The following is a 23,032-nucleotide window of genomic DNA, read 5'->3' on the forward strand; positions in this document are numbered from 1 at the left end:
AGCCGGGCCGGGGCGGTCAAAGTCGGGAATGTGCGCCAACTCCAGGGTCACCGGTCTCGCCTCCTTCCTTCGGGCCGGCCCAGCCGGCCAGTGCCGTGTCCACTTCGGCCGCCCGGACCGGCAGCAGCATCCGGCGGACGCGGCCGGTCCCGTCGAGCGACATCAGCACCGGTGGCGCGAGGTGGGAAACCGAACGCCACGCTTCGCCGTCGCTGATCACCGGCAGGCCGTGGGCCAGGTCCGCCCACGTCGTCAGGGGTTCGTGGGTCAGCAGGGTCGCGTCCGCGCCGAGCCCGGCCAGCCGCTCGACCACCGTCAGGCACAGCGGACAGCCCGAATCGACCGCCGCCACGATCCGGCCGCCGTCCCCGGCGAACCGCGGGCCCAGCACCAGATCGGGCGGCGCGGCCACGAATCCGTCCGTGGTCCGGGTGACCACCCCGCGCAGCAGGCGGACCTCGCGCAGGACGGCCGCCAACCCGAAGAACAGCAGGATGATCGCCGCCCACGTGAGGAGCGTGACCGCGATCGACGGGGTCATCGGCGGTCCCAGGCGATGTCGATCCCGTCGAGCCAGTCGAGCCGTTCCCGTTCGGTCTTCGCCGGCGTGGTCGCGAGGTGGACCTCGGCCAGGCCGGCCGGGCAGCCGAGGACGAACGAGCGCGCGGACTCCTTCGCGTACCCGGCCTTCCAGACCTCGCCGTAGCGCGTGCGCGCGCCCGCGTGCCGCGGGATCAGCGCGGCGGCCTGGCGCGGCGTGGGGATCGACAGCGAACCGTGGTCCTTCACCACGACCACGAAGTGTTCGTTCATCGGGTCCAGCAGCGTCTCCGCGCGGGGGACGACGGTCATGCCGTCGACGTGGTCTTCGATCCGCAGCGAGCCGAACAGGGCGAGCACGCGGTCGCGGCGGGGCGCCGGACCCGCGTACACCGTCATCAGCTCGTGGTAGGCGCCGAACAGGGTGGCCACGGACGACTGCCCGTCGCGGGCTTCGGCGACGGCCACCTCCCGGCCGTGCACGACCAGGCGCTCCCGGGTTTCGGCCGGGGCGACGTGCGTGCACGCGAAATCGTGGTAGCCGCGCGGCCCGATCTGGAACCCGGTGCCGTACGAGCCGCCGACGAACCGGACACCGGCCACCACGTGGGAAACGGGGGCCGCCGCGGGCAGGCCCACGGTCACCCGGTCCCCGCCCGGCGCCACCAATCGCAGCCGTTGTGTCGCCATGAGACCTCCGATTCCCGGAATCGCCCCGGTGAGACTAGCCGACGGATTCCGCGGTGGCCACGATCGTTTTCCAACGGTTCTCCGATTGCTCCGAACGGGGACGGTAATTCTGGCGGGGGAATACAGTGGGTCCATGCACATCTGGTCCGCGGGAATGACGGCGCTGACGGCATTCGGGGCGATTCTGCTGGCCGCGGCCGGCGTGACCCACGCAGCGCGCCCGCAGGAGCACCGGGCGGTGCTGCGCGTCCACGGCCTGCTGCCGCCGACGGCTTTCGTGGCGGCGGCGACCACGGGCGCGGAGGTCCTCGTGGGCGTGGCCGTGCTCGCGGTCCTGCTCACGGATCCCGCTGCCGCAGCTCTCCCGGTCGCCGCGCAAGCCGCGCTGTACTGCGCTTTTGCCGGCTACGCGGCGGTGCTGCGGACGCGCCGGCCGGGTGTGCCGTGCGGGTGTTTCGGCGCGGAGACGGTGTCGTGGGCGGTGGTGTCCCGTGCGGTCACACTCGCCGCGGGCAGCGCGGGGTGCGCGGCGATCGGCGCGCTCGAACCGGTCCCGGACCGGTGGCCGGGCGTGGCGGCCGGCGTTGTCCTCGCCATGGCGAACCACCTGATTCCGGCCTGGCGCGGCGCCGGCAACCGAAAACCCGGCCACCCCACCCGATGATTTTTTGACCACTTTCCGGACCCCGCGAAGAAATCGACGGCGGTTGGGCGGAAAATCACCGTCCGCGATTCGCGTCCCGGTTCACCACGCGCAGGACGAGCCACTGGTCGAACCACGCCCCGGCGGTGGTCACGACGAGCATCACCAGCCCGATGACCAGGTGCGTGTAGCTGTGCAGCGGCGCGGCTTCGTCGGTCAGCTTCGCGAGCCCGAACTGGAGCAGCAGCCGCACCGTGAACAGCACGGCGACGAGCGCGAGCGCCTGCTTGCTCCGCCACACCGCACGCAGGTACCGCCGCCGGCGGGACAACAGGGTGAACCACAGCGTCAGGTGCACCGCCACGAGCACCAGCGGCAGCAGCGCGACCCAGCCGTACCGGTCGCTGAACTGCCGGCTCAGGTCGTTGCTCGCCACCAGCAGCCCGACGAGCACGAAGTACCAGCCCGGCAAGCCCTCGATCGGCCCCTCGACGGGCCGCGTCCCGATGAAGCCGGCCTCCCGCGTCGGAATCTGTTCGCTTCGATCGTCCATCGGCCCGAGTCTTCCGCGGAACCACCGTGCCGCGATCGGCCGCCGGTACGAGATGCGCACCGCCGTCTCGTACCCGGGTAGGAGTTTCGCCCGGTGCACGGGGCGCGCGGCCGCGCGGTGCGGCACCATCGGCGGATGACCTTCGCCGGCCACCCGCGGATCCCCTGGACCGGCCGCCGTGGCCCGCTCGTGGCCGAGGCGGTCGTCCTCGGGGCACTGGTCGTGCTCGACACCGTCGTCGCGGCCCGGGCCGGTCCCGGCCGGGGTCAGCTCGCCACCGTCGCCATCGAGTTCGCGCCCGGTGTCGGCCCGGTGGTGGCGCTGCTGGCCGTGCTGCGCCGCCGGTTCCCCGGCCACATCGCCGGCCTGGCCGCCGCCGTGTCCGGCTTGTCGCTGCTGGGCACGGCCGTCGCCGCCGCGCTCGCCACGACGGGCGCCCGGTTGCCGCCACAGCCGGGTGCGGCCGAAGCCCTCGCGCTGGCGCTGATGGTCGGGGCGTGCTGCCACCGGCTGTCCCCGAGGACGGCCACCGCGCAGGCGGTCCTCGGTGGCTGCGCGGCGACCCTCGCCCCGATCCTGCGCTACGGCGCCGAAACACCGTCCGCGCTCTACGCCGCCGGTGCCGCCGTGGCCTGGGGCGGCGCGCTGGCCGGCGGCCTGGTCCTGCGCGACGCCGACGTCCGCCACCGCGTGGAGGTGCTCGAACTCCGCACCGCCGAGCGGCTGCGGCTGGCCCGGGAGCTGCACGACCTCGTCGCCCACCAGATCGGCGGCATCGTCGTGCGCGTCCAGGCCGCGCACCGCGTCGCCGAGCGGACCGGCGGCGACACCGCGACGTTCGCCGAGCTCGAAACCGCGGGCGCCGCGGCCCTGTCCGCGATGCGCCGGCTGGTCGGAGCGCTGCGGACCGGCGACGAAGACCTCTTCGTCCCGCCCGCCGACCTCGCCACCGCCGTGGACCGCGCGGTCCCCGACGACGACCGCATCCACCTGGACGTCGGCCCCGGCCTCGCCGGGCTCGAGGTCGCGCCGGAAGTCGTCACCACCGCGCACCGGCTGCTCACCGAGTCGCTCACCAATGTCCGCCGGCACGCGCCCGAAGCCGCCGAGGTCCGGGTGCTCGTCCGCCACGAGCCACCCGGCGAGCTGCTGGTCGAGGTGGTCAACGACGGCGCCGGCCGGCCCGCCCGCCGGGGCGGCTACGGCCTGCTGGGGATGGCGGAGCGGGTGGCCGCGGTGGGCGGTACCGTGCAGGCGGGTCCGGCGGCGGGCCGGCGCTGGCGCGTCGTCGCGCGGCTGCCGCTCCGGCCGGGCTGAGCCGAGGGGAGACCGGGTGCCGACGCGAGTGCTGATCGCCGACGACCAGGCGCTGGTCCGCGCGGGGTTCCGGCTGATCCTCGACGGCGAACCGGACATCGAGGTCGTCGGCGAGGCCGCGGACGGCGACCAGGCGGTGCGCCTGGCCCGGCAGCTGCGCCCGGACGTGACGCTGATGGACATCCGGATGCCCGGCGTGGACGGGCTGCGGGCGACGGAACTGCTGGCCGGCCCGGACGTCCCCGAGCCGCTGCACGTCGTGATGGTGACGACCTTCGGGCTCGACGAGAACGTGCACGCGGCGCTGCGGGCCGGCGCCTGCGGTTTCCTGCTCAAGGACGCCGGGCCGAACCTGCTCGTCGAGGCCGTGCACGCGGCCGCCCACGGCGAGGCGCTCGTCTCCCCCGCGATCACCACCCGGTTGCTGGCGCACTACGCGCGCCGCGGTCCCCGGCGCGTCACCCCGCCGGAAAACCCGCTCACCCCGCGCGAACTCGACGTCGTGAAGGCCGTGGCGCGCGGTGAGACGAACGACGAGATCTGCCGGTCACTCGTGGTGTCGATGCCCACGGTCAAGACCCACATCGGCGCGGCCAAGCGCAAGCTGGGCGTCCGCAACCGCACCGAAATCGCCATCTGGGCCTGGGAAAGCGGCCTGGTGCGCTGACCGGGGGACGCGCACGACGACCGTGCGCGCCACGACGTCGCCGAACCGCTGCCGCCGCCGGGTCACCAGCATCACCACGATCCCGGCCAGTCCCCACGCGAAGCCGTCGACCACCATCAGCAGCTCGCGGACGAAGAACGCGCCGAGCGACGGGTGCGTGCCCTCGAGCGTCTCGATCCGCAGGCCCAGCCACCGCATCGCCGGCGTCTGGCCGCCGTGCCGGTAGGGCCACCACGCGAGGACGAACCACAGGCCCACCAGGTCCAGCGCCAGCATCGTGTAGAGGACGACCTCCAGGAACGTCAGCAGCCCCGGGCCGTGCGGGCGGAACAACCAGACCACCGCGATCGCGAACAGCAGCATCGGCCCGAAGACGAGCAGCTCGTCCAGCAGGAACTGCACGAGGCGGCGCCCGACGACGCCCAGCCCCGGGCGGGAACCGGTCATGACCCCATGATCTCCGCCGCGGCCGCCGGGCGCACGCCGGGTGCGTCTCATACCCGGGGCCGAGGCGGACGCGGCGAGTTCGTCCTCCGGGCTGATCACCGGCGGGCGCCGCCCGGCCAGGCTCGGGCGCACCCCACCCGCCGACGGAAGGATCCCGGTGCGTCTCTCCCGGACAGGACTGGCGGCCGCGACGGCCGCCCTCTTCGCGGCCTCCGTGCCCGTCGCGGCCGCCGACCCGCTCGCCCCGTACACCACCCAGCAGCTGAGCTGGGGCGACTGCCCGTTCAAGCCGGCCGCGGACGAGAAGCCCGCGCAGTGCGCCCGGGTCACGGTCCCCCGGGACTGGGCCGACCCGGCCGCCGGGCCGGAGCTCGAGGTGTCGATCAGCCGGGTCGCCGCGACCGGCGAGCGGCACGGCGCCATCCTGCTCAACCCCGGCGGTCCCGGCGGCCAGGGCACCCCGCTCGCGGGCGCGCTCGCCGGCCTGCAGCCGACGGTGAACGAGCTCTACGACTTCGTCGGCATGGACCCCCGCGGCACCGGCCACGCGGGCACCGACGACAACGGCTTCCAGTGCCGGGTGCCGGTCGGCCGCCTGCCGGCGGGACCGCTCGACGCCCGCGACCGCTCCGCGGCGAGCATCGCGGCGCACCAGCAGGTCCCCCGGGCCATCGCCGAGGCCTGCCAGAGCGACGCGCTCGCGCCCTTCGTCACGACCTGGCAGACCGCGCACGACATGGACCTGATCCGCACCCTGCTCGGGGACGAGAAGCTCAACTACCTCGGCTACTCCTACGGAACGTGGCTCGGCGCCAAGTACGCGTCGCTGTTCCCGGAGCACACCGGCAAGACCGTGCTCGACTCCAGCGTCGACTTCGAAGGCCGGCTGCAGGCCGACTTCGAAGCGTTCCCCGTCATCGACCAGCGGCAGTTCGACGACGTCTACCTGCCGTGGCTCGCGCGGAACTTCGCCGCCCAGCTGGGCGGAACCGCCGCCGAGGTCAAGGCGAAGTGGGAGCGCGTGCGCGCGTACTACGGCACGCACGGCCTCGCCCCCGACACCTACGACGGCGTCTTCGTCGGCAACGGCAGCCGCGTCCGGTGGGTGCTCGGCGCGCTGATCTTCCTCCTGGGCGCGCAGGCGCTCGACGGGACACCGCCCGCGGACCCGGCAGCCCTCGCCGGTGACCTCGACGCGGTGTCCCGCACGACGTTCGGCGTCCCGGCGGCCGAGCTGACCACCGATCGCGTGGTGGCCGCGGACCTCGCCCCGGACTACACGCAGCGGCCCGGCACCCGCTTCGCCGTGGCGTGCGGCGACCAGCCCACCCGCACGGCGGCCTGGTACAAGCGGCTCAGCGACCGGCAAGGCCCGCGGTACCCGCTGTTCGGCTGGGCGTACGGCCTGGGCGAAACGTGCGGCTTCTGGTCCGACAAGCCGCGCCACGAACTCCCGGACGTGTCCCCCGAAGCGGCGGCGAACATTCTGGTCGTGCAGGGCGAGTTCGACCCGCAGACCGGCTACGAGCAGGCGACCTCGGGAGCCCGCGCGGCCGGCGTGCCCCTGGTGTCGGTGGACGATTCGCCGTTCCACGGCCAGTACGCCTTGGCGGGCAACCCGTGCGTGGACGGTCTCGTGAACGTGTTCCTCGTCAAGAACTCCCGGCCGCGCGCGACGACCTGCCCGGGCGTGCCCCTCCCGGGCGAGGACCGGGTGTACCCGGTCGCCGGTCCGGTGCGCGGCGCGGCGATGTCCGTCCAAGCGGGACAGTCCGGTGTCGCGGCGGCACTGCGCACGCGGGTGCAGGACGAGGTCAGCGCGGTGAACCGGCAGCGGTGACCCGGGGCCCGTGGTGGTGGTCCGTGGTGGTGGTCCGTGGTCGGCCCGGTTCCCCGGCCGGCCGCGGGTCCGCGCTAGCATCCCGGCGGCGACCGCGCCGACCAGGAGGCGAACATGGCGGACGAACGCGGCGTCGAAGCCGTCGAGCAGTGGTTCCGGCGGCGCGGGCTGCCCGCCGTGGTGCGGGGACGGCCCGCCCACCTCCTCGTCCGCATCGCGCCGGCCGTCGTGTTCATCGCGGGCTGGCGGGTGCTGACCGCCGTGCTGTCCGCTGTGGACGGTGAAACGGACGCGGACTTCGACCGGCTGCTGGACAACGGCCTGTTCGCGCTGGGCTACAGCGGCCTGCTGCTGAGCCTGGTCGCCGGCCCCGCCCTCGGCTCCTGGCTCACCGCGCGGTGGGTGCGGCGCAAGCTGGTCGAGCGCGGCGGGACCGTGCCCGCCGCGGTCATGGTGGCCGTGTTCGTGGTCGTCGTGCCCGCCGTCGACCGGATCGTCGACGGCGACGCGGTGGCGCTCGGCCTGCTGACCCAGCTCGCGATCCTGGCCGGGCTGTTCGCGGCCGCGTTCGCCGGGGTCGGCTCGATCGTCGGCTGGGCGCTGCGGGCCGCGTACCGCCAGGCCCGGCTGCTCGGCGAACTGACCAGCCGGGCGCTGCCGCTCCTGTTGCTGTTCACCGTCTTCGGGTTCTTCACCGCCGAGATCTGGCAGGTCGGCGCCGCCCTGCCGCGGGAGCGGATGTGGCTGGTCGCCGGGCTCCTGGCCGTGGTCGCCGTGGTCTTCCTGCTCGCGATGCTCAAGGACGAGGTCACCCGGCTGACCCAGTCGCGCGCCGCCCCGGTCGGCCTCGACAAGCTGCGCGAAACCCCGCTGGCGGCCTTCCTGGCCGACGACGTCCCCGCCGAACGGCCGCCGCTCACGAAGCCGGAACGGGCGAACATGGTCCTCGTCCTGGTCCTGACCCAGGTGCTGCAGACCTTCGTCCTCGCCACGCTGGTGTTCGTCTTCTTCGTGGTGTTCGGGATCGTCGCGGTGCAGCACGCGGTGATCAAGGCGTGGATCGGCCGCGACCCCGCCGGCGGCACGCTGTTCGGCATCCAGCTGCCGGTACCGCAGGAGCTGCTGCAGGTCTCCCTGTTCATCGCCGCGTTCTCCGGCCTGTACTTCGCCGCGTCGACGGTGACCGACGCCAAGTACCGCAACGCCTTCTTCGACCCGCTCGCCGACCACCTGGCGGTGAGCCTCGTGGCCAGGGACCTCTACCTCGGCCGGCTCCTCGGAGTCCCGCCGAGCGCCGCGGAACACTGAGGAAAGCCCGGCTGCTGCGGGGCGCGGAAGCGCACCTCGGGCGGGGCGACGTCCGAATTGTGCCGTCCGCCACCTTGTAGGTTAGGTAAGCCTGACCTTATTGTCCTCGTGTGTCCCTGCCCCACCTCGCCGATCCCGGTGTGCACGCCCGCGAAGTCGACGTCGCCTACGGCAACGACGTCGTCGTGCGTGCCGCGTCCGTCTCCCTCGCCGCGGGGACCGTGACCGCGCTGATCGGCCCGAACGGCAGCGGGAAGTCGACCCTGCTGCGGGCGCTGGCCCGGCTGCACCCGCCGGTCGCCGGCTCGGTCACCTTCGCCGACGGAGCCGACCTGCGTGCTCTGTCCGGAAAGGACGTTGCCCGGCGGATCACCCTGCTGTCGCAGCACCGGACCGCGCCGGGCGGGGTGTGCGTCCGGGAGCTGGTCGAGTTCGGCAGGCACCCGCACCGGTCGCGGTGGGGCGGCCGCGACCCCGAGGGACCCGCCGCCGTCGCGCGGGCGATGGAGCTGACCGGCCTGTCCGCTCTCGCCGACCGGCCGGTGCAGGCGCTGTCCGGCGGGCAGGCGCAGCGGGTGTGGCTCGCCGCCTGCCTGGCCCAGGACACCGGGCTGCTGCTGCTCGACGAACCCACGACCTTCCTCGACCTGCGGTACCAGGTCGAGATCCTCGACGTCGTCCGCGACCTCGCCGACCGGCACGGCGTCGGGGTCGGCGTGGTGCTGCACGACCTCGACCAGGCCGCGGCGGTCGCCGACCGGGTGCTGCTGCTCGAGGGCGGCCGGGTCACCGCCGAGGGCTCCCCCGCCGACGTGCTGACACCGGAAAACCTCACCCGCGCCTACGGCATCCGCGTGGACGTCGTGCCCGACCCGGCCGGCGGGCGGATCCACACCCGCGCGGTCGGCCGCTTCAACGACACCAGCGCGCGCACCGCGTCGGCCTGACCGGTGCGCCGTCATCGAAAACCCAGGAGAGACATGCGGATCACCCGGCTGTTCCTCGGCCTGTCCGCGGCCGCCACGTTCTTCGTGGCCGGCTGCGGGACCACCGAGGCGCCCACGAACAACGCCGCCGCCACGAGCGGCGCCGGCCCGGTCACGGTCGTCGACTCGCGTGGCAAGGAAGTGAAGCTGCCCGGCCCGGCCAAGCGCGTCGCGGCGACCGAGTGGAACGCCGTCGAGCACCTCGTGTCGCTCGGCGTCATGCCGGTCGGCGTGTCCGACATCAAGGGCTACGGGCAGTGGGTCAGCGCGGAAAAGCTCGACGGCACGCCGAAGGACATCGGCACCCGCGGCGAGCCGAGCCTCGACACGCTCGGCTCGCTGGGGCTCGACCTGGTGGTCGTCACCGACAGCGTGACCGAAGGCGCGCTCGAGCAGATCGAGGCGAAGGTCCCGGTCGTCGTCATCAACGGCGGCAACGCCCAGGACCCGGTCGCCGGGATGTACGCCGGGTTGGACGTGATCGCGAAGGCCACGGGTACCGAGGCCAAGGCCGCGCAGCTGAAGGCGGAGTTCGAGCAGAAGCTCGCCACGGGCCGCGCCGAAGTGGCGAAACGGGGCGCCCTGGGGCAGAAAGTCGCCTTCTCCGACGCCTACGTCACCTCCGGCTCGGTCAGCATCCGGCCCTACACCAAGGGTGCGCTGGTGTCCGCGGTGTTCGGCCGCCTCGGCCTCGAGACCGCCTGGCCGATGGACGGCGACGCGGTCTACGGCCTCGCGCAGGCCGACGTCGAGGGCCTGACCCGGCTGCCCGACGTGCGGTTCTGGTACATCGCCAACAACGCCGACGGCGACCCGTACCAGCAGCAGCTGGCGGGCAACGCGATCTGGACGAGCCTCCCGTTCGTCAAGAGCGGCAAGGTGCACCGCTTCCCGGACTCCCTGTGGATGTTCGGCGGCCCGAAGTCCATGGCGCAGTTCGTCGACGCGGCCGTCGCCGCGCTCGAGAAATAGCGGTGGTCACCCGGACCGGGCCGCCCGTGGTCGCCGTCCGGCGGCGCGGGCGGCTCGCCCTGCTCGGCAGCGGGCTCGCCACGCTGATCCTGCTGGGTTCGGCCGTGCACCTGACGCAGGGCACCGCGAACCTGGACGCGCTGGACGTGCTGCGGCTGGTCTTCGGCGGCGGGACCGGCGACACGGCCGCCGTCGTGGTCGAGTCGCGGTTGCCGCGCATGCTCGCGGCGCTGGTCGTCGGGGGCGCGCTCGGCGTGGCCGGCGCGGTGCTGCAGTCGGTGTCCCGCAACCCCTTGGCGTCGCCGGACACGCTGGCCGTCAACGCCGGGGCGCACCTGGCGGTCGTCGCCGTGGCCGCGTTCGGCGTCTCGCTGCCCCTGCTCGGCGCGACCGGGGTCGCGTTCGCGGGCGGGCTGACCGCGGCGGTGTTCGTGCTCGCGCTGTCCGGGACGGGCGGCACCGGGATCGTGCGGCTGGTGCTGGCGGGCACCGCGATCGCGCTGGCCCTGATCTCCGTGACCCAGGTCCTGTTGCTGTTGTACGCCCAGGAAACCCGCGGTCTCTTCGCCTGGGGCGAGGGATCGCTGGAGCAGAACGGGCTGGCCGGCCTCCGCACGCTCGGTCCCGTCGCCGGCGTGGCGCTGGCCGCGCTGCTCGCCATGGCCCGGCGGCTCGACCTGATCCACGTCGGCGACGACCACGCCAGGACGCTGGGTGTCCACATCGGACGGGTCCGGTTCGCCGCGATCACGCTGGCCGTGCTGCTGGCCGCGACCTCGGTGACCCTGGCCGGCCCGATCGGGTTCGTCGGCCTCGCCGCGCCGGCCGTGGCCCGGCTGCTCGCGTCGGTGGTGCCGGGCCTGCACCGGCACGCCGCGCTGCTCCCGTGCTCCGCGGCCCTGGGCGCGGCTCTCCTGCTGGGCGCCGACGTGCTGCTCCGCGCGCTCATCGGCCCGCAACGAGCCCTGGAGGTACCGACGGGCGTCGTGACGACGATCCTCGGCGCACTGTTCCTCGTGGTGCTCGCCCGGACGGCCCGGATCACTTCGGCGACCGCCGCACCGCCCGCGGCCGGCGCGCGAGCCGGTGTGAGCGCTTCGCGGTACCGGGTGGTTCTCGTCGTGCTGGCGCTCGCGGTGGCCGGGGTCGCCGTGGGTGCGGTCCTGCTCGGGGACGCGAAGCTGCTGCTGGGCGACGTCGTCAACTGGGTGAGCGGTCAGGCGGGCCCGATCGTCACCGGCGTGCTGGACACCCGCGTCCCCCGGGTGGTGGCCGCGCTGCTGGCGGGCGCGGCACTGGCGCTGGGTGGCGCGCTCACCCAGGCGGTCGCCCGGAACCCGCTGGCCGAACCGGGGATGATCGGGGTCGTCGGCGGGGCGGGCCTCGGCGCGGTCGCCGTGCTCACGGGCTTGTCCGGCGTCGGGTTCTGGGCCCTGACCGGATCCGCGGGCGTGGGCGCCGCCGTGGCGATGGCCGTGGTCTTCGCCGTGGCCGCCCGGGGCGGGTTCGCCGGCGAACGCCTGGTGCTGATCGGCTTCGGCGTGCACGCGGCGTCGCAGGCGCTGGTGACGCTGCTGATCGCCCTGTCCGACCCGTGGAACGAGACGAAGGCGCTGACCTGGCTGGGCGGTTCGACCTACGGCCGGACCTTCCCGCACCTCGTGCCGATGGCGCTGGCGCTGCTGCTGGTGGCGCCGGTGCTGGTCCGCCTGCGGCGCGAGCTCGACCTGCTGTCGCTGGACGACGAAACACCACGGGTCCTGGGCGTGCCGGTGGCCCGGACGCGGTTGCTGCTGCTGTCGTGCGCCGTCCTGCTGACCGGCGCGGCGGTCGCGGGTATCGGGGTGCTGACGTTCGTCGGGCTGGTCGCCCCGCACGCGGCCCGCGCGATCGTGGGCAGCCGGCACTCGCGCCTGCTGCCCGCGGCGGCGTTGCTGGGCGCGATCCTGGTCTGCGCGGCGGACACGGCCGGCCGCACGGTCATCGCCCCGGGCCAGCTCCCGGCCGGCCTGATGACCGCGATCATCGGCGCGCCGTACTTCGGGTGGCTCCTGTACCGCCACCGGACCCGGGGCCGCTGAGGCGGTTCCTACCGCCGTTTGAGCACTTCCGTGGGCAGCCCGAGGGTCTCGACGATCCGCCCTACGGCGTCGCCGACCGCCACGAAGTCGTCGCCCAGCGGATCCAGCACCAGCTGGCGGACCATCGCGACGTGGGCGGGCGCGGAGGCCGCCAGGTGCGCGCGGCCGGCCTCGGTCAAGGTCGCGGTCGTGAACCGGCGGCCCTGGCCGGTGCAGACCTCGCGCGTCACCCAGCCCCGATCCTCCAGGCGCGCCACCGCGTGCGAAATCCGCGGCAGTGACCCGTTGGCCATCTCCGCGATCTGGCTCATCCGCAGGCGTTCGCCCGGCACCATCGAGAGCCGCGCCAGGATCATGTAGCCCAGCAGCGTCAGGTCGGCGTCCCGCAGCAGCTGGCTCTCCAGCGCGCCCGGCAGCGTGAGCAGGACCTTCACCAGGTTGAGCCACGCTCGCTGTTCGCCTTCACCGAGCCGGGGAAACGGTTGGTCGTCACGCACGCCTTGACTTTAACACGCAACCCAACCTACCTTTGGGTTGCACGTTAAACCCAAGGAGGAGCGATGCTCACCACCGCCAAACCGGCCGCCCCCACCGCCACCACCGCCGTCCGCCTCGGCTTCGCCCTGTTGGCGGCGGCCGCGGTGAACACCGTCATCGCCCTCGGAGCGGTGGCGCTCGACGACGGCGGGATCCGCATGGGCCTGTCGCCCGCGTCCTACCTGCCGGCCACCGCCATCGGGTTGCTGCTGGGCACCGTCGGCTGGTTCGTGATCGCCCGCCGGGCGCCGAACGCGCTGCGCGTGGTCGTCCCCGCGGTCCTCGTCCTGACCTGGGTGCCGGACCTGATGCTGCTCAACGTGGGCGCCACCGCCGCCAACGTCATCGGGCTGATGCTCATGCACCTGGTCGTCACCACGGCGGTCGTCACCGCACTCCGCCCGACCCTGGCCCCGGCCCCCGGCGGCGTCCAGCCGGTCGGGACGGCCGACTGAGGCTTGTCCGGTAAGCGATCCAGCTGCGGTCCGGTCGGTTTGCGGACGCGGTCGGTCGCGGTGAGTCGACGGACAAGGCGTGGGCGGTGACTTGCCGGACAGCTCCTAGCCCGCCGAGAGGACCGTGCGGGAGCCCAGCCGGCCCTTCTCCGGTTCCCGCGTGAGCTGACCGGCCGCCACCGCGGCGGTCAGCGCACCGACGGCGTCCTCGGCCCGGTAGATCGTCTCCAGCAGCGTGAACCGTTGCAGCTCGGCGACCGTGCGGGCGCCCCGCCGGGCCAGTTCCGCCAGCAGCGCCCGGCGCAACGGCAGCAGCTGCGGGGTGAGCGAGATGTCGACCAGCGCGCCTTCGGCGTCACGCGGATCGCGGTAGCGGATGCCCGCGAACTCGTCCACCGCCCACAGCTCGTTCTTGAACGTCGTGAGGTGCCGGCTGTCCGCCGTCGCGAACACCAGCGCCCGCGCGGTTCCGTCGTCGGCCACCAGATCCACGGCCACCACGCACCCGAGGCCCACCGCCCGCAGCCGGTCCCGGTGGTCCGGGCCCGGCTCGGCCGAGAGCAGGACCTCGTGCGCCTTGCCCCGCACCAGTGCCGGCGGCCACGCACCGGACAGGTGCGCCAGCATCGGCCCGGGCACCTCGACCTCCCCGAGGTCGGCGACGGTCCGGACGGCCAGCCCGGCCGGAGCGCCACCCGGCGGGATCGGCCGCCCGACGAGGACCGCCTCCAGGGGGTGGCCGGCCAGCCGGTCGGCGAACTCGCCGAAGACCCGGAAGGCATCGGCGGCGAAATCCCCGCCCTCGACGTACGTGGCGCCGCGCGGGGACCGCAGCACGGTCGCCGTCCACGCGTCGAGGTACCGCACCAGCACGTCACGCTCGACGGAAACGTGCGGGTCAGGACGCCGGACGCGCTCGGCCACGCTTCCGGTTGTACCGCACTCCCCCACCGGCTCACCAGCAGGACCACCCGGTCGCGGCGCCGGCCGGCCAGGCCGGTTCAGTACAGGTCGAGGAGGACGAGGGTGCTTTCTTCCACGGAGGCGCGCCCGGCTTCGACGAGGTCGGCGGCGCGGGTGAGGAACGCGGCGAGCGACGACGCCTGGGGTGCGCCGAGGTCCGGCACGTTGGGGCGGAACACGACCTGGCCGCGGGTGCCACGCTCGCCGGGGTCGAGATCCACCAGGTAGCAGTCGCCTTCGAAGGCGAGGAACGGCAGCCAGGACGGCGACCACACGGTCCACCGGTAGTAGGCCGGTTGCTCGACGGGGGTGGCCAGGTCGCCGACGGCGTCGGTCAGCATGCGGTGCATCCCGATCATCTCGTCGACGGTCAGGAAGTGGTGGAAGTTGAGCGGGCCGTGCAGCCGGTCGGGGTCGTCCTGGCCGGCCGAGACGCGGAGCAGCGCGCAGAGGTCGTCCGGGAGGGTGAGGCCGGTTTCGGCGGCCAGCCGGTCGAGGTCGTGCTCGGTGGCGCCGGGCCGGAACGGGGCGGTGCCGGGCAGCAGCCGCTCGATGGTGTCTCGCAACCGCCTGAACTCGCGAGCGGTGTGGTTCATGGTGGCCAGTCTGCCGGGCACGGGCGCATCGAAGCTAGGAAAGGCCGAGTGAGCGCGAGAGGTGAGCGGTCCACCAGCGCAGCTGCGGGCCGCCGGCCGTGGCCGCCCGGCCCGTGACGCCGGCGCTGCGGCGGAACACGGGACCGTAGACGGACTCGGTGACGAGAGCCTGGTGGAGTGCGGCCACGGCGAGCCTGGTGTCCTCGACGTCCGCCGCGTCGGTTCGCAGGGCGTGCAGCGCGTCGACAACCGGGGCGAGCATCCCCGAGCCCCGATCCCGCCACCCGGCGGCGTGCAGCGCCACGGCCAGTTCGCCGTAGCCATCGCGGTAGAACGCGGCCAGCGTGTCGACGAGCTCGCCGAGGTCGGCGCCGCGATCGAGCCAGGACCGCAGCACCTCCGCCACCCCGGCGCGGATCTTCCGGCCGCCGTGCCGCAACAGCGCTTCCAGCAGGTGGTCGCGGCCGCCGAAGTGGTGGCTGATCCCGGCGTCGGTCATGCCGACCCGCGCGGCGACGGCCCGGACCTGGACCGCGGCGACGCCACCCTCGGCCAGGATCCGCTCGGCGGCGTCCAGGATCAGGCGCCGGGCCTCTTCGGGAGGACGGCGCACACGCGGAGAGGTCACGCCGCCACCATACCTTGACTGGCCAAAGTACGGGCCCTACGGTCTTACCTTGACACCAAAAGGTAGGGGGCGGCCGACGTGACCGTTCGGGAGCGGCGCCTCGCGCGTCCGGACGCGGTCCTCAAAGGACACGAGACCGGCGCCGGACCGACCGTTCTGCTGCTGCACGCCGGCGGTGAGCGGCGCCGGGTCTGGACGCCGGTCACCGACGTCCTCGCCGAGGCCGGGTTCCGGTGCGTGGCCTTCGACCAACGCGGGCACGGTGACAGTGCCGGCACGCCGCGGACGCTCGCACTCTGCGCGGACGACGTCGCCGCCATGCTCCACGCCGAACCGCCGGGCTGCGTGGTCGTGGGCGCCTCGCTGGGCGGGCTCGCCGCCATCGCCGCCCTCGGCGACCCGGCGGTCCGGGCCAGGGCGGCGGGTCTCGTACTGGTGGACGTCGTCCCCGGCCTGGATCCCGGCCGGGTCCGCCGTTTCCTCGCCGCGGGCGGCCTGCTCGACACGCACGCCGACCTCGTCGAAGACATCCTGGCCGGGGTTCCCCGGCTGCGAGAGATCACCGCCCGGCTCGACCTGCCGATCCTGCTGGTGCGCGGCGGCGACGGGTCGCCCGTCACCGACGACGACGTCGACCGGTTGCTGCGTCAGGCTCCGCACGCCGAGGTGACCCGCATCCACGGGGCCGGGCACCTGATCGCCCGGGACCAGCCGGTGGCGCTGGCCGAAACGCTCGCCGCCGTCACCACCGAGTGGCCCGCGCTCGCGCTGCTGTGCGATCTCGGCGCGGAGCGGGTCGGCCACCCCGGCGGCCATCTCCTCGACCACCTCCGGCGCGTCCGCGATCAGGTGGCCGAGTGGGGCGGGAGCCGGCGCGCCCGCCTCGCCGCGCTGTGCCACGCCACCTACGGCACCGACGGCTTCCCGCACCCGCTGCTGCCGCCGGATCGCCGGGCCCGCCTGCGCGCGGCCATCGGCGACGACGCCGAGGCCCTCGTCCACCTCTACGGCGTGTGCGACCGGAGCAAGACCTACGCCCACCTCGGCAAGACACCGCTGCCGCTCACGGACCGCTTCACCGGCGAGACCGTCCCCCTGGCCGCCGACGACCTGACCGACTTCGCTTTCCTGACCATCGCCAACGAACTCGACGTGGCCCGCACCTCCGCACTGACCACCGAAACCCGCAGCGGCATCCGGACGCTCATCGCCGCGCTGGGCGCCTACGTCCCCGGCATCAGCAGCCGGGCCCTCGCCGACCCGGCCCTGCTCTGACGGCCCTCCGGCTTGACCGCCCATCAACTTTCGTCGCCCCGGATGTCCACCTTCACCGCTTACACCGGGACACCCCGGCGCGGTTCTCTTGGCGTCATGACCAATACACGGCATTCCAGGCGCACGGCGTTGCGCGCGGCGACGCTGGGCGTGGCGGCCGGCGGGCTCACCCTGGCGGGAGGCAGCGCGATGGCACAGGCCCGCACCGGCACGGGCCGCACGACGACGTTCGTGGTCGTCACCGGTGCGAGCGGAAACCCGGGCGGGATCGACGCGCTGTCGCTGCGCGGGCACCGCACCGTGGGGGTGGACCTGCCCGGACACCGCGCCACCGACGCCCAGTTCGCCCTCGACTACCAGTGCCCGCAGGACCCGGCGTCCCTGGCGACCCGGCCGTCGCCGATGGCGGGTGTCGGACTCGACGCTTACGCCGCGGCGGCGATCGAAACGGTCCGCACGGTCGCCGAGTTCGGCCCGGTCGTGCTCTACGGCGGCAGCATGGGCGGAGCGACGCTGAACCGGGTCGGCAACGCGGTGCCCCACCTGATCGACCGGATCGTCTACGACAGCGCGTTCTGCTGCGTGGACCTGGCCTGCCCGGAGGACTACCTGACCACCCCGGAGGGTTCGACGACCCTGGCCGGCGACGTCGCCGCCCTGGTGGTCGCCGACCCCGCGGTCATCGGCGCGGTGCGGGCCAACTACCGCACCGCCGACGTCGAAACCCTGACCAGGCTGAAAAAGGTGCTGATGGCCGGCGCGAGCGACGCCGAGTTCCACGCCATGCTCGCCTCCCTGCACCCCGACGAGTCGCTGACCGTGGGCAGGGAGAACTCCCAGGTCCGGCCGGACACCTGGGGCCGCATCCCGCGAACCTACATCCGGCACACCGCGGACCGGATGATCCCCCTCGCACTGCAGGACCGGATGATCACCGAAGCCGACCGGCTGACCCCGCACAACCGCTTCGACGTCCACACCGTGAACGCGGGGCACGCCGCGACCGCCGAGCAGTTCCGCCGGATCGTCGAAATCCTGCACCGCCTGCCGGAGTGCCACCGCTGACCGCACTGCCCTGCCGATGGGAGGACCGGAGGCGCGCGAGCTGGTCCGCTCGCGCTCGCTGAGCCTGGAGTGGCGCTCTCGACGGCGGTCTCGAGGCCCGCTCGTGGCGTACTCTCGGCGCGTGGGGATCACGAAGTCCGGCAGGGACCCGATCCGGCCGGTGCCCGGCGATCCGGGGACGCCGGCCGTGCCACCGGACCAGGACACGGTCCTCGTGGCGGCCGCGCGCGCCCGGGTCCGGACTTCCCGCGGCATCGCCGGCATCTGCGCGATGCTGTCCGTCGCCTTGGCGGCGCTCACGCTGCTGCCGGACGGACCGTGGCGCACGCCGCTCGTCAGCTCGGCGTTCATCGCCGGTCTCTCGGCCGTGGCCGCGCTGGTCGACTCGGCGCGCTTCCGCTCCCGGCTCCCGGCGAAGTGGACGGAACTGCAGGTCATCGGCCCCGCGGCGGCCGAGCCCTGGCGGCTGGCCCGCACTCCGGACGGCACCGAGCTGGCGTTCAAGCTGACCGGCACCGACGACGCCCTGAGCCGCCACATCGAGCGAACGGGCCACCTCCGCGTGCTGGGCGAACCCCGCATCGGCGGCCCGGTCCGGATCGCCGTCCCGGGCCACCCCCTGCTGGGCCTCGCGTTCTTCAGCCTGCCCTGAACAGCACCCGCGGCCGCCGCCGTGCCGGAGATCTCCGCCCGGAGGGGCTGCCCGGCCCCACCCCGGTGGAACCAGGTCGCCGCACACCACGGTCACCGGACCGCGGTCCCGTGCACGCACCCGCCGCGCGAGCTCGATGACCTGTTCCTGCCGGGCGTGGGTGTGGCGCAGCGGCCAGTCGAGCATGACGTTGACCAGCCGGACCGGGCCACGCGGACCGTCGATGCCGACCCGGACCGCGCTGCCCGGCGTCACGCCCTTTTCCTCACGATCGCCGGAAAACCGGTGGTGGCGCAGCCCTATCGCGGCGGCGAGCTCGCGCGCTTGATCCCCTTCCGGCGCCGACCACGCCTCCTGGAGCGCCACGACGTCCGGAGCGTGGCGCCGACGGCGGTGCCGGACTACCCGTTTCCCGGTGCCTCGGTTCGCCAGCCGAGAAGGATCGCGCGGAGCGCCGCGTCAGCAGCGTTGTCGAGGACCACCAACAGCCGCGCAGATCGACGAACAGCTGACCGTCCGGAAACCGGTGCCGGTGGGACTGGGCCCAGTGCACCGCCGGCCACGTCTTGCCGATACCGCCGATCCCGACTACCACGTGCACCCCGGGCCCGCCGGCCAAATCGGCCAACTCACCGGCCCGGCCCACGAACCGTGCCGGCGAGGCAGGCAACTGCCGAGGCGGCGGCACCCGTGCGATGTCGTGGCACGTTCGAGCCGCCCCCGCGAGTCTCAGGAGACTCTGCTCGGCAGCGCGCACGCGGCGAGCAGCGCTGCGATCGTCCACGCCGCCGGGCCGACGCCCCACCACGCGGACAGGGCGCCCGCGGTGACCGCACCGATCGTCTGGGCGCCGTAGAGCACGACGATGTACAGCGCCACCGCCCGGGACCGCAGCGAAAGGGCCACCGTCGCCTGCAGGAAGCCGTTGTTGACCGTGACCATCGACGCCTGCGCGGCGCCGAACACGAGACCTGTCGCGAACAACGCCGGCACCGAGCCGAGCAACGGGAGTGCCGTGAGCGCGAGCGCGGCGAGCAGTGCGCACGCCGACCGCAGCACCTGCTCGGGGACGTACCGGCGCAGGTTCGGGTAGGCGACGGCCGAGCAGACCGCGCCGATCCCGAACGCGGCCAGCACGAACCCGAGGTCGGTGGCGGAAAGGTGCCGGATCGTCAGGACGTACACCGGGACGAGCGCGGACATCGCTTGAGTCAGCGAGAAGAAGGTCGCCGCGCGCACGAGCAGTTCGCGGTATCGCGGCGTCGCCCGGAAGAACGCCGTGGTTTCCCGCAGTGACTCCCGCCACGAGCCCGCGACGTTCGACGTCACGACAGTTCGCGACTTCCGGAAGCACAGCAGGAACCCGGCGAACGACAGCGCGTTGGCGAGGTAGACCGGGAACCCGCCGACCGCGCCGAAGGCGAACCCACCCGCCGCCGGGCCGAGCGTGCGGGCGAGGTTGAACGACAGGCTGTTCAGCGCCGAACCGTCCGGCACCAGCTCCGCCGGCAGCACCGAGGACACTTCCGCGTTCCACGCCGGGTAGCCGGCGGCCCAGCCCGCGTTGAGCGCGAACGTCAGCACGAGGATCACGACCGGACCGAGGCCGCCGCACAGCCCGAGCACGGCGAAGAGCGCCGCCACCAGTGCACCGGTCGCGTTGGCCCAGAAGAGGACCGTGCCGCGGCCGATCCGGTCGGCCAGCACGCCCGCCGGGAACGACAGGACCACGGCCGGGAGGGTGGCCGCGGCCAGGAGCAGCGCGTTGGTCAGTGGCGACGGCGAGGAGCGCGCGAGCTGCGCGGCCGCCGCCGTGTTGTGCATCCAGGTACCGAAGTGGGACAGCACCGAGACGATCCACAGCTTCCGGTAAGCGCGCACGGCCAGCGGTGGCAGCCCGCGCCACGCGATTCGACTCTCGGACACCACGGCCCCTCTCGGTTCGGTCCGCCGAGCATCGCCGCCCCGATCAAGGTCGTCAATCTTGATGGGATCAATGTGAAATGCTGGCGGCATGACCGATCGGATGTTCACCACCGCGCAGGCCGCCCGGCTGCTCGGGGTGAAGGCGGAGACGGTGTACGCCTACGTGAGCCGCGGGCTGCTGAGCAGGACACGGGCCGCCGACGGGCGGACGAGCCGGTTCGATGCCGAGGAGGTCCGGCGCCTGGCGGCGAGGAACCGCAGGGGCGCAACGGAACCTGACCCGGTCGAGACGTCGCTCACCGTCATCCGCGACGGCGCGCTGTACTACCGCGGGCGGAACGTCACCGGACTCGCGGGGACACAGACGTTCGAGGCGGTCGCGAGTCTATTGTGGACAGGCGTGCTGGACGAAGGCGCGGCGTTCGTCGCGGCCGAGCCCGTGCGCGAACTCGCGTGCGCGGCGATCCGGCCGCTCGTGGGGCACGCGCGACCGGTGGACCTGCTGCCGGTGATCGTCGGGGCGGCCGCCACGGCGGATCCCCTGCGCTACGACGTGGATCCGGCGATCGTGGTGCGCACCGGCCGGGCGCTGCTCGCGGTGATGGTGGACGCCCTGCCCTCCTCCGGGAACGCCCGGCCGGCGGACCCGCTCGGCGTGCGCCTGTGGTCGGCGCTGACCACGAAGGAGCCTCACGAAGACGGGGTCCGCGCGCTCGACGCCGCTCTCGTCCTGCTGGCCGACCACGATCTCGCGTCGTCGACGTTGGCTGCCCGGACGGCCGCGTCCACCCGAGCGCATCCGTACGCGGTGGTCGCCACCGGGCTCGGCGCCCTGGACGGTCCGACGCACGGGGCGGCCGCGGAAGCGGTGCGCCGCTTCCTGCGTTCGGCGGCCGCACCGGCCGATCCGATGGCCGCCGTCGCCGACCGCGTCCACGAAACCGGCCGCGTGCCGGGATTCGGGGAACCCCGCTACCCCGAAGGCGATCCCCGGGCGGCGAGGCTGCTCGAACTCATCGACACCCCAGGCCCGATCCGGTCCACAATGGACGGCCTGGTGGCTGCCCGGCCGGGGATGCGGCCGAACGTCGACCTCGCGCTCGCGGTGCTCGCCGAGGCCCACGACATGGTGCCGGGCGCGGGCGAGACGATCCTCGCGATCGGACGGACCGCGGGGTGGCTGGCGCACGCGCTGGAGGAGTACCGCGAGCGACCGAACCGGTTCCGTCCCCAGGGGTTCTACACCGGGAGCTGACAGCCGCGGCGATCTCCGGATCGCTGGTGTTGCCGGCAGCACGCCGACCGGAAAAGATCTCAACGACCCCTGGCCGGCGTGGTACGGTTGGCACGTTTCAGCGACCCTGGGGGGAACGAATGCGTCGCATTTTGGTCGTTTGTGCTGCGTTGGTGGCACTGTTCGGGGGATCCGTTCCCGCTCAAGCGCGGACTCAGGATCAATGCACTTGGACGTCGTCGGCCCTGCCGTTGCCGGCGGGCGTCACGAGCGGAGCGGTGTGGGCCGCGGGCTCGGACGGCTACCTGGCCGGTCAAGCGACCGACGGGAGGTTCTTGCTGTGGCACCACGGTGCCCTCGTCGACGTGAACGCGCCGGCCAGCAAGTCCAGCTATGTTTTCGGGGTCAACGGCAGCGGCGAGATGGTGGGCTACGACGGGCTCTCGGGCGCGCCCTTCGTGTACCGCGACGGCACGTTCCAGACGCTCCCCGGCCCCGCCGGGGCCAGTGTGTCCGCCGATGCCATCAACGATTCCGGTGACATCGTCGGTACCTCCTACGCCTTCCCTGGTCCCTACCAGAGCGTCGTGTGGAAGCGAGACCGGCCGGGCACCTACCAGATCGTCGCCGACGACGTGGCGGTCGGCATCGACAACGCGGGCAACGTGGTGACCGAAAAGGGATCGGTGTGGTCGCCGGACGGGACCACCCACCGGCTCGCCGGCTCTCCCGACCTCCAGGTCCAGCTGTACCAGGGCGGTTACGCACTCGGCCAGGCCTTCGGCGACTACACCAGCCTGCACAAGTGGGACGCGACCGGAAGCCTGATGTACCGGTACGAGGCGCAGGATCGCCCCTCCCCGCGCGGGATCAACTCCCACGGGCTGCTGGTTGCCTCGTACACCCCCGTCGGCGGCACCGCGCGGGAACTGGGTGTGTGGCGCGGTACCACGTTCACCGGCAACATCACCTCCGAACGCTGGGTCCGGGTGGTGACGGAGGACGGCGAACTCGCCGGACAGCGCCCGTCGGCAGACGGCCAGACGTTGGTGCCGGCCACCTGGACCTGCGCCGGCTGAGGACTGCCGGCCAGGTCGACGGCGAGGCACTCTCAGGCCGCTGGTCGCGCGCTCATGGCTCCCCTCTGTGTCAAGCAGACGAGGAGGTCGCTGTCCTATCCTTGTCATTGGCAGGTTCGGGAAGTGACTGTTCCGAAGTGCTGACCACGGGGTTCAGGGCAGCCGCGCTGGAGTCAGGAGTCGCCCCCGGTGCCGACGACGATCACCAGACGACGCCTCCAATGGTGCGGTGCCGTTCCAGGACGCGAACCGGCCCTTGTCGGCGAACCGGCCGACATCACCAATGTCGCCGAGCAGCCGGGCGGCACTGGACGGGCCGATCCCGAACAGCTCCAGCAGCGTGCTGCCGGTGGACGCGACCAGCTCACCCAGTTCGGTGTTGGCGGTGTTGATCCGCTTGTCGATGCGGTCCAGCTCGGTAACCAGGTCCGCGGCCAGCCGCCGGCGGGTCCTGCCCACGACATCACGCGGCCGCACCGAGGCCAGCAAGGCACGAGCCTGAGCGGCGGACAGGAACTTCTTCGCCCCGCCGGGAAGCAATTCCAGCAGCAGGCGATGCAACCGGTTGACGCCTGGGT

The 23,032-nt window shown here is 73.4% G+C and carries 24 protein-coding genes and 2 pseudogenes; 14 read left to right on the forward strand and 12 right to left on the reverse strand.

The features are described 5' to 3' along the window. Positions 1–16: 16 nt before the first annotated feature. Entirely contained in the window at positions 17–541 is a 525-nt protein-coding gene (locus AB0F52_RS28155) for a hypothetical protein (protein ID WP_103341923.1), read from the reverse strand. Continuing rightward, the gene (locus tag AB0F52_RS28160) at positions 538–1,230 is read right to left on the reverse strand and encodes a hypothetical protein (protein ID WP_360177273.1); all 693 of its coding nucleotides are present in this window, start codon (positions 1,228–1,230) and stop codon (positions 538–540) included. The genes AB0F52_RS28155 and AB0F52_RS28160 overlap by 4 nt, the downstream gene beginning before the upstream one ends. Positions 1,231–1,363: 133 nt before the next feature. On the opposite strand from AB0F52_RS28160, the gene AB0F52_RS28165 reads away from it, so the two are divergent. Then, positions 1,364–1,894: a MauE/DoxX family redox-associated membrane protein gene (locus AB0F52_RS28165; RefSeq protein WP_360177276.1), complete on the forward strand. Its 531-nt coding sequence runs from the start codon at positions 1,364–1,366 to the stop codon at positions 1,892–1,894. Between the two features lie 55 nt (positions 1,895–1,949). Here the strand turns inward: AB0F52_RS28165 and AB0F52_RS28170 are convergent, their stop codons facing one another. Continuing rightward, entirely contained in the window at positions 1,950–2,426 is a 477-nt protein-coding gene (locus tag AB0F52_RS28170) for a hypothetical protein (RefSeq protein ID WP_360177279.1), read from the reverse strand. A gap of 135 nt (positions 2,427–2,561) precedes the next feature. Here AB0F52_RS28170 and AB0F52_RS28175 point away from each other — a divergent pair, with 135 nt between their 5' ends. Together AB0F52_RS28175 and AB0F52_RS28180 are read left to right on the forward strand one after the other, a co-directional pair. Beyond that, positions 2,562–3,743, forward strand: coding sequence for a histidine kinase (locus tag AB0F52_RS28175; RefSeq protein WP_360177282.1), 1,182 nt, complete (start codon positions 2,562–2,564; stop codon positions 3,741–3,743). 16 nt (positions 3,744–3,759) lie between these two features. After that, a complete protein-coding gene (locus AB0F52_RS28180; RefSeq protein WP_199191611.1) occupies positions 3,760–4,410 on the forward strand; it encodes a response regulator transcription factor in 651 nt (216 codons plus the stop codon). Here AB0F52_RS28180 and AB0F52_RS28185 read toward each other — a convergent pair. Then, positions 4,291–4,857 carry an RDD family protein gene (locus tag AB0F52_RS28185; RefSeq protein WP_360177285.1) on the reverse strand — a complete coding sequence of 189 codons (567 nt, stop codon included), beginning with the start codon at positions 4,855–4,857 and terminating at the stop codon, positions 4,291–4,293. The genes AB0F52_RS28180 and AB0F52_RS28185 overlap by 120 nt on opposite strands. 157 nt (positions 4,858–5,014) lie before the next feature. Between AB0F52_RS28185 and AB0F52_RS28190 the strand changes: the two genes are divergently transcribed. The 5 genes from AB0F52_RS28190 (at position 5,015) to AB0F52_RS28210 (ending at position 12,044) form a co-directional block, all read left to right on the forward strand. Next, positions 5,015–6,697 (forward strand): alpha/beta fold hydrolase, encoded by a 1,683-nt coding sequence (locus AB0F52_RS28190; RefSeq protein ID WP_360177288.1) that lies wholly within the window; start codon positions 5,015–5,017, stop codon positions 6,695–6,697. Between the two features lie 114 nt (positions 6,698–6,811). Then, on the forward strand, positions 6,812–8,005 hold the full coding sequence (locus AB0F52_RS28195) for a hypothetical protein (RefSeq protein ID WP_360177291.1): 1,194 nt from the start codon (positions 6,812–6,814) through the stop codon (positions 8,003–8,005). A 140-nt stretch (positions 8,006–8,145) separates the two neighbouring features. Beyond that, complete coding sequence (locus AB0F52_RS28200; RefSeq protein ID WP_360177548.1) at positions 8,146–8,952, forward strand: ABC transporter ATP-binding protein; 807 nt, start codon at positions 8,146–8,148, stop codon at positions 8,950–8,952. Between the two features lie 33 nt (positions 8,953–8,985). Further along, the gene (locus tag AB0F52_RS28205; RefSeq protein WP_360177294.1) at positions 8,986–9,963 is read left to right on the forward strand and encodes an iron-siderophore ABC transporter substrate-binding protein; all 978 of its coding nucleotides are present in this window, start codon (positions 8,986–8,988) and stop codon (positions 9,961–9,963) included. Positions 9,964–9,965: 2 nt separating this feature from the next. Beyond that, positions 9,966–12,044, forward strand: a complete 2,079-nt coding sequence (locus tag AB0F52_RS28210; protein WP_360177297.1) for an iron ABC transporter permease — start codon at positions 9,966–9,968, stop codon at positions 12,042–12,044. 8 nt (positions 12,045–12,052) lie between these two features. On the opposite strand, the gene AB0F52_RS28215 is transcribed toward AB0F52_RS28210, so the two are convergent. Beyond that, a complete protein-coding gene (locus tag AB0F52_RS28215) occupies positions 12,053–12,541 on the reverse strand; it encodes a MarR family transcriptional regulator (RefSeq protein WP_360177300.1) in 489 nt (162 codons plus the stop codon). Positions 12,542–12,604: 63 nt separating this feature from the next. On the opposite strand from AB0F52_RS28215, the gene AB0F52_RS28220 reads away from it, so the two are divergent. Continuing rightward, positions 12,605–13,036, forward strand: coding sequence for a DUF6069 family protein (locus AB0F52_RS28220; protein WP_360177303.1), 432 nt, complete (start codon positions 12,605–12,607; stop codon positions 13,034–13,036). A gap of 105 nt (positions 13,037–13,141) precedes the next feature. On the opposite strand, the gene AB0F52_RS28225 is transcribed toward AB0F52_RS28220, so the two are convergent. The 3 genes from AB0F52_RS28225 to AB0F52_RS28235 all read right to left on the reverse strand — a co-directional run bounded on the left by AB0F52_RS28225 (position 13,142) and on the right by AB0F52_RS28235 (position 15,223). Continuing rightward, positions 13,142–13,960, reverse strand: a complete 819-nt coding sequence (locus AB0F52_RS28225; protein WP_360177306.1) for a hypothetical protein — start codon at positions 13,958–13,960, stop codon at positions 13,142–13,144. Between the two features lie 77 nt (positions 13,961–14,037). Then, positions 14,038–14,595 carry an SMI1/KNR4 family protein gene (locus AB0F52_RS28230; RefSeq protein ID WP_360177309.1) on the reverse strand — a complete coding sequence of 186 codons (558 nt, stop codon included), beginning with the start codon at positions 14,593–14,595 and terminating at the stop codon, positions 14,038–14,040. A gap of 34 nt (positions 14,596–14,629) precedes the next feature. Next, positions 14,630–15,223: a TetR/AcrR family transcriptional regulator gene (locus AB0F52_RS28235; RefSeq protein ID WP_360177312.1), complete on the reverse strand. Its 594-nt coding sequence runs from the start codon at positions 15,221–15,223 to the stop codon at positions 14,630–14,632. Between the two features lie 78 nt (positions 15,224–15,301). Between AB0F52_RS28235 and AB0F52_RS28240 the strand changes: the two genes are divergently transcribed. The 3 genes from AB0F52_RS28240 to AB0F52_RS28250 all read left to right on the forward strand — a co-directional run bounded on the left by AB0F52_RS28240 (position 15,302) and on the right by AB0F52_RS28250 (position 18,215). After that, positions 15,302–16,498: an alpha/beta fold hydrolase gene (locus AB0F52_RS28240; RefSeq protein WP_360177315.1), complete on the forward strand. Its 1,197-nt coding sequence runs from the start codon at positions 15,302–15,304 to the stop codon at positions 16,496–16,498. A 96-nt stretch (positions 16,499–16,594) separates the two neighbouring features. Continuing rightward, a complete protein-coding gene (locus AB0F52_RS28245; RefSeq protein ID WP_360177318.1) occupies positions 16,595–17,563 on the forward strand; it encodes an alpha/beta hydrolase in 969 nt (322 codons plus the stop codon). 121 nt (positions 17,564–17,684) lie between these two features. Further along, a complete protein-coding gene (locus AB0F52_RS28250; RefSeq protein WP_360177321.1) occupies positions 17,685–18,215 on the forward strand; it encodes a hypothetical protein in 531 nt (176 codons plus the stop codon). An 84-nt stretch (positions 18,216–18,299) separates the two neighbouring features. Here the strand turns inward: AB0F52_RS28250 and AB0F52_RS28255 are convergent. From AB0F52_RS28255 to AB0F52_RS28265, 3 genes and pseudogenes are all read right to left on the reverse strand, one after another. Then, positions 18,300–18,647 (reverse strand): annotated as a pseudogene (locus tag AB0F52_RS28255) (hypothetical protein); the annotation flags it as partial. 55 nt (positions 18,648–18,702) lie between these two features. Further along, positions 18,703–18,906, reverse strand: a pseudogene (locus AB0F52_RS28260) (hypothetical protein); the annotation flags it as partial. Positions 18,907–18,944: 38 nt separating this feature from the next. Beyond that, a complete protein-coding gene (locus tag AB0F52_RS28265) occupies positions 18,945–20,141 on the reverse strand; it encodes an MFS transporter (protein ID WP_360177324.1) in 1,197 nt (398 codons plus the stop codon). An 88-nt stretch (positions 20,142–20,229) separates the two neighbouring features. Between AB0F52_RS28265 and AB0F52_RS28270 the strand changes: the two genes are divergently transcribed. Both AB0F52_RS28270 and AB0F52_RS28275 read left to right on the forward strand, forming a co-directional pair. Further along, on the forward strand, positions 20,230–21,396 hold the full coding sequence (locus AB0F52_RS28270) for a citrate synthase (protein ID WP_360177327.1): 1,167 nt from the start codon (positions 20,230–20,232) through the stop codon (positions 21,394–21,396). Positions 21,397–21,653: 257 nt separating this feature from the next. Beyond that, the gene (locus tag AB0F52_RS28275; RefSeq protein WP_360177330.1) at positions 21,654–22,454 is read left to right on the forward strand and encodes a hypothetical protein; all 801 of its coding nucleotides are present in this window, start codon (positions 21,654–21,656) and stop codon (positions 22,452–22,454) included. Between the two features lie 153 nt (positions 22,455–22,607). Here the strand turns inward: AB0F52_RS28275 and AB0F52_RS28280 are convergent, their stop codons facing one another. Beyond that, positions 22,608–23,015, reverse strand: a complete 408-nt coding sequence (locus AB0F52_RS28280; RefSeq protein ID WP_360177333.1) for a transposase — start codon at positions 23,013–23,015, stop codon at positions 22,608–22,610. Between the last annotated feature and the right edge of the window lie 17 nt (positions 23,016–23,032).

This window comes from Amycolatopsis sp. NPDC024027 (genome assembly GCF_040638975.1).
Taxonomy (GTDB): domain Bacteria; phylum Actinomycetota; class Actinomycetes; order Mycobacteriales; family Pseudonocardiaceae; genus Amycolatopsis.

What these genes read in the sequence shown, in the direction of transcription:
- AB0F52_RS28205 (WP_360177294.1), top strand. Translation starts at nt 8,986, where the DNA reads ATGCGGATCACCCGGCTGTTCCTCGGCCTGTCCGCGGCCGCCACGTTC.
- AB0F52_RS28185 (WP_360177285.1), bottom strand. Translation starts at nt 4,857, where the DNA reads ATGACCGGTTCCCGCCCGGGGCTGGGCGTCGTCGGGCGCCGCCTCGTG.
- AB0F52_RS28160 (WP_360177273.1), bottom strand. Translation starts at nt 1,230, where the DNA reads ATGGCGACACAACGGCTGCGATTGGTGGCGCCGGGCGGGGACCGGGTG.
- AB0F52_RS28175 (WP_360177282.1), top strand. Translation starts at nt 2,562, where the DNA reads ATGACCTTCGCCGGCCACCCGCGGATCCCCTGGACCGGCCGCCGTGGC.
- AB0F52_RS28155 (WP_103341923.1), bottom strand. Translation starts at nt 541, where the DNA reads ATGACCCCGTCGATCGCGGTCACGCTCCTCACGTGGGCGGCGATCATC.
- AB0F52_RS28230 (WP_360177309.1), bottom strand. Translation starts at nt 14,595, where the DNA reads ATGAACCACACCGCTCGCGAGTTCAGGCGGTTGCGAGACACCATCGAG.
- AB0F52_RS28220 (WP_360177303.1), top strand. Translation starts at nt 12,605, where the DNA reads ATGCTCACCACCGCCAAACCGGCCGCCCCCACCGCCACCACCGCCGTC.
- AB0F52_RS28245 (WP_360177318.1), top strand. Translation starts at nt 16,595, where the DNA reads ATGACCAATACACGGCATTCCAGGCGCACGGCGTTGCGCGCGGCGACG.
- AB0F52_RS28195 (WP_360177291.1), top strand. Translation starts at nt 6,812, where the DNA reads ATGGCGGACGAACGCGGCGTCGAAGCCGTCGAGCAGTGGTTCCGGCGG.
- AB0F52_RS28165 (WP_360177276.1), top strand. Translation starts at nt 1,364, where the DNA reads ATGCACATCTGGTCCGCGGGAATGACGGCGCTGACGGCATTCGGGGCG.
- AB0F52_RS28170 (WP_360177279.1), bottom strand. Translation starts at nt 2,426, where the DNA reads ATGGACGATCGAAGCGAACAGATTCCGACGCGGGAGGCCGGCTTCATC.
- AB0F52_RS28270 (WP_360177327.1), top strand. Translation starts at nt 20,230, where the DNA reads ATGACCGATCGGATGTTCACCACCGCGCAGGCCGCCCGGCTGCTCGGG.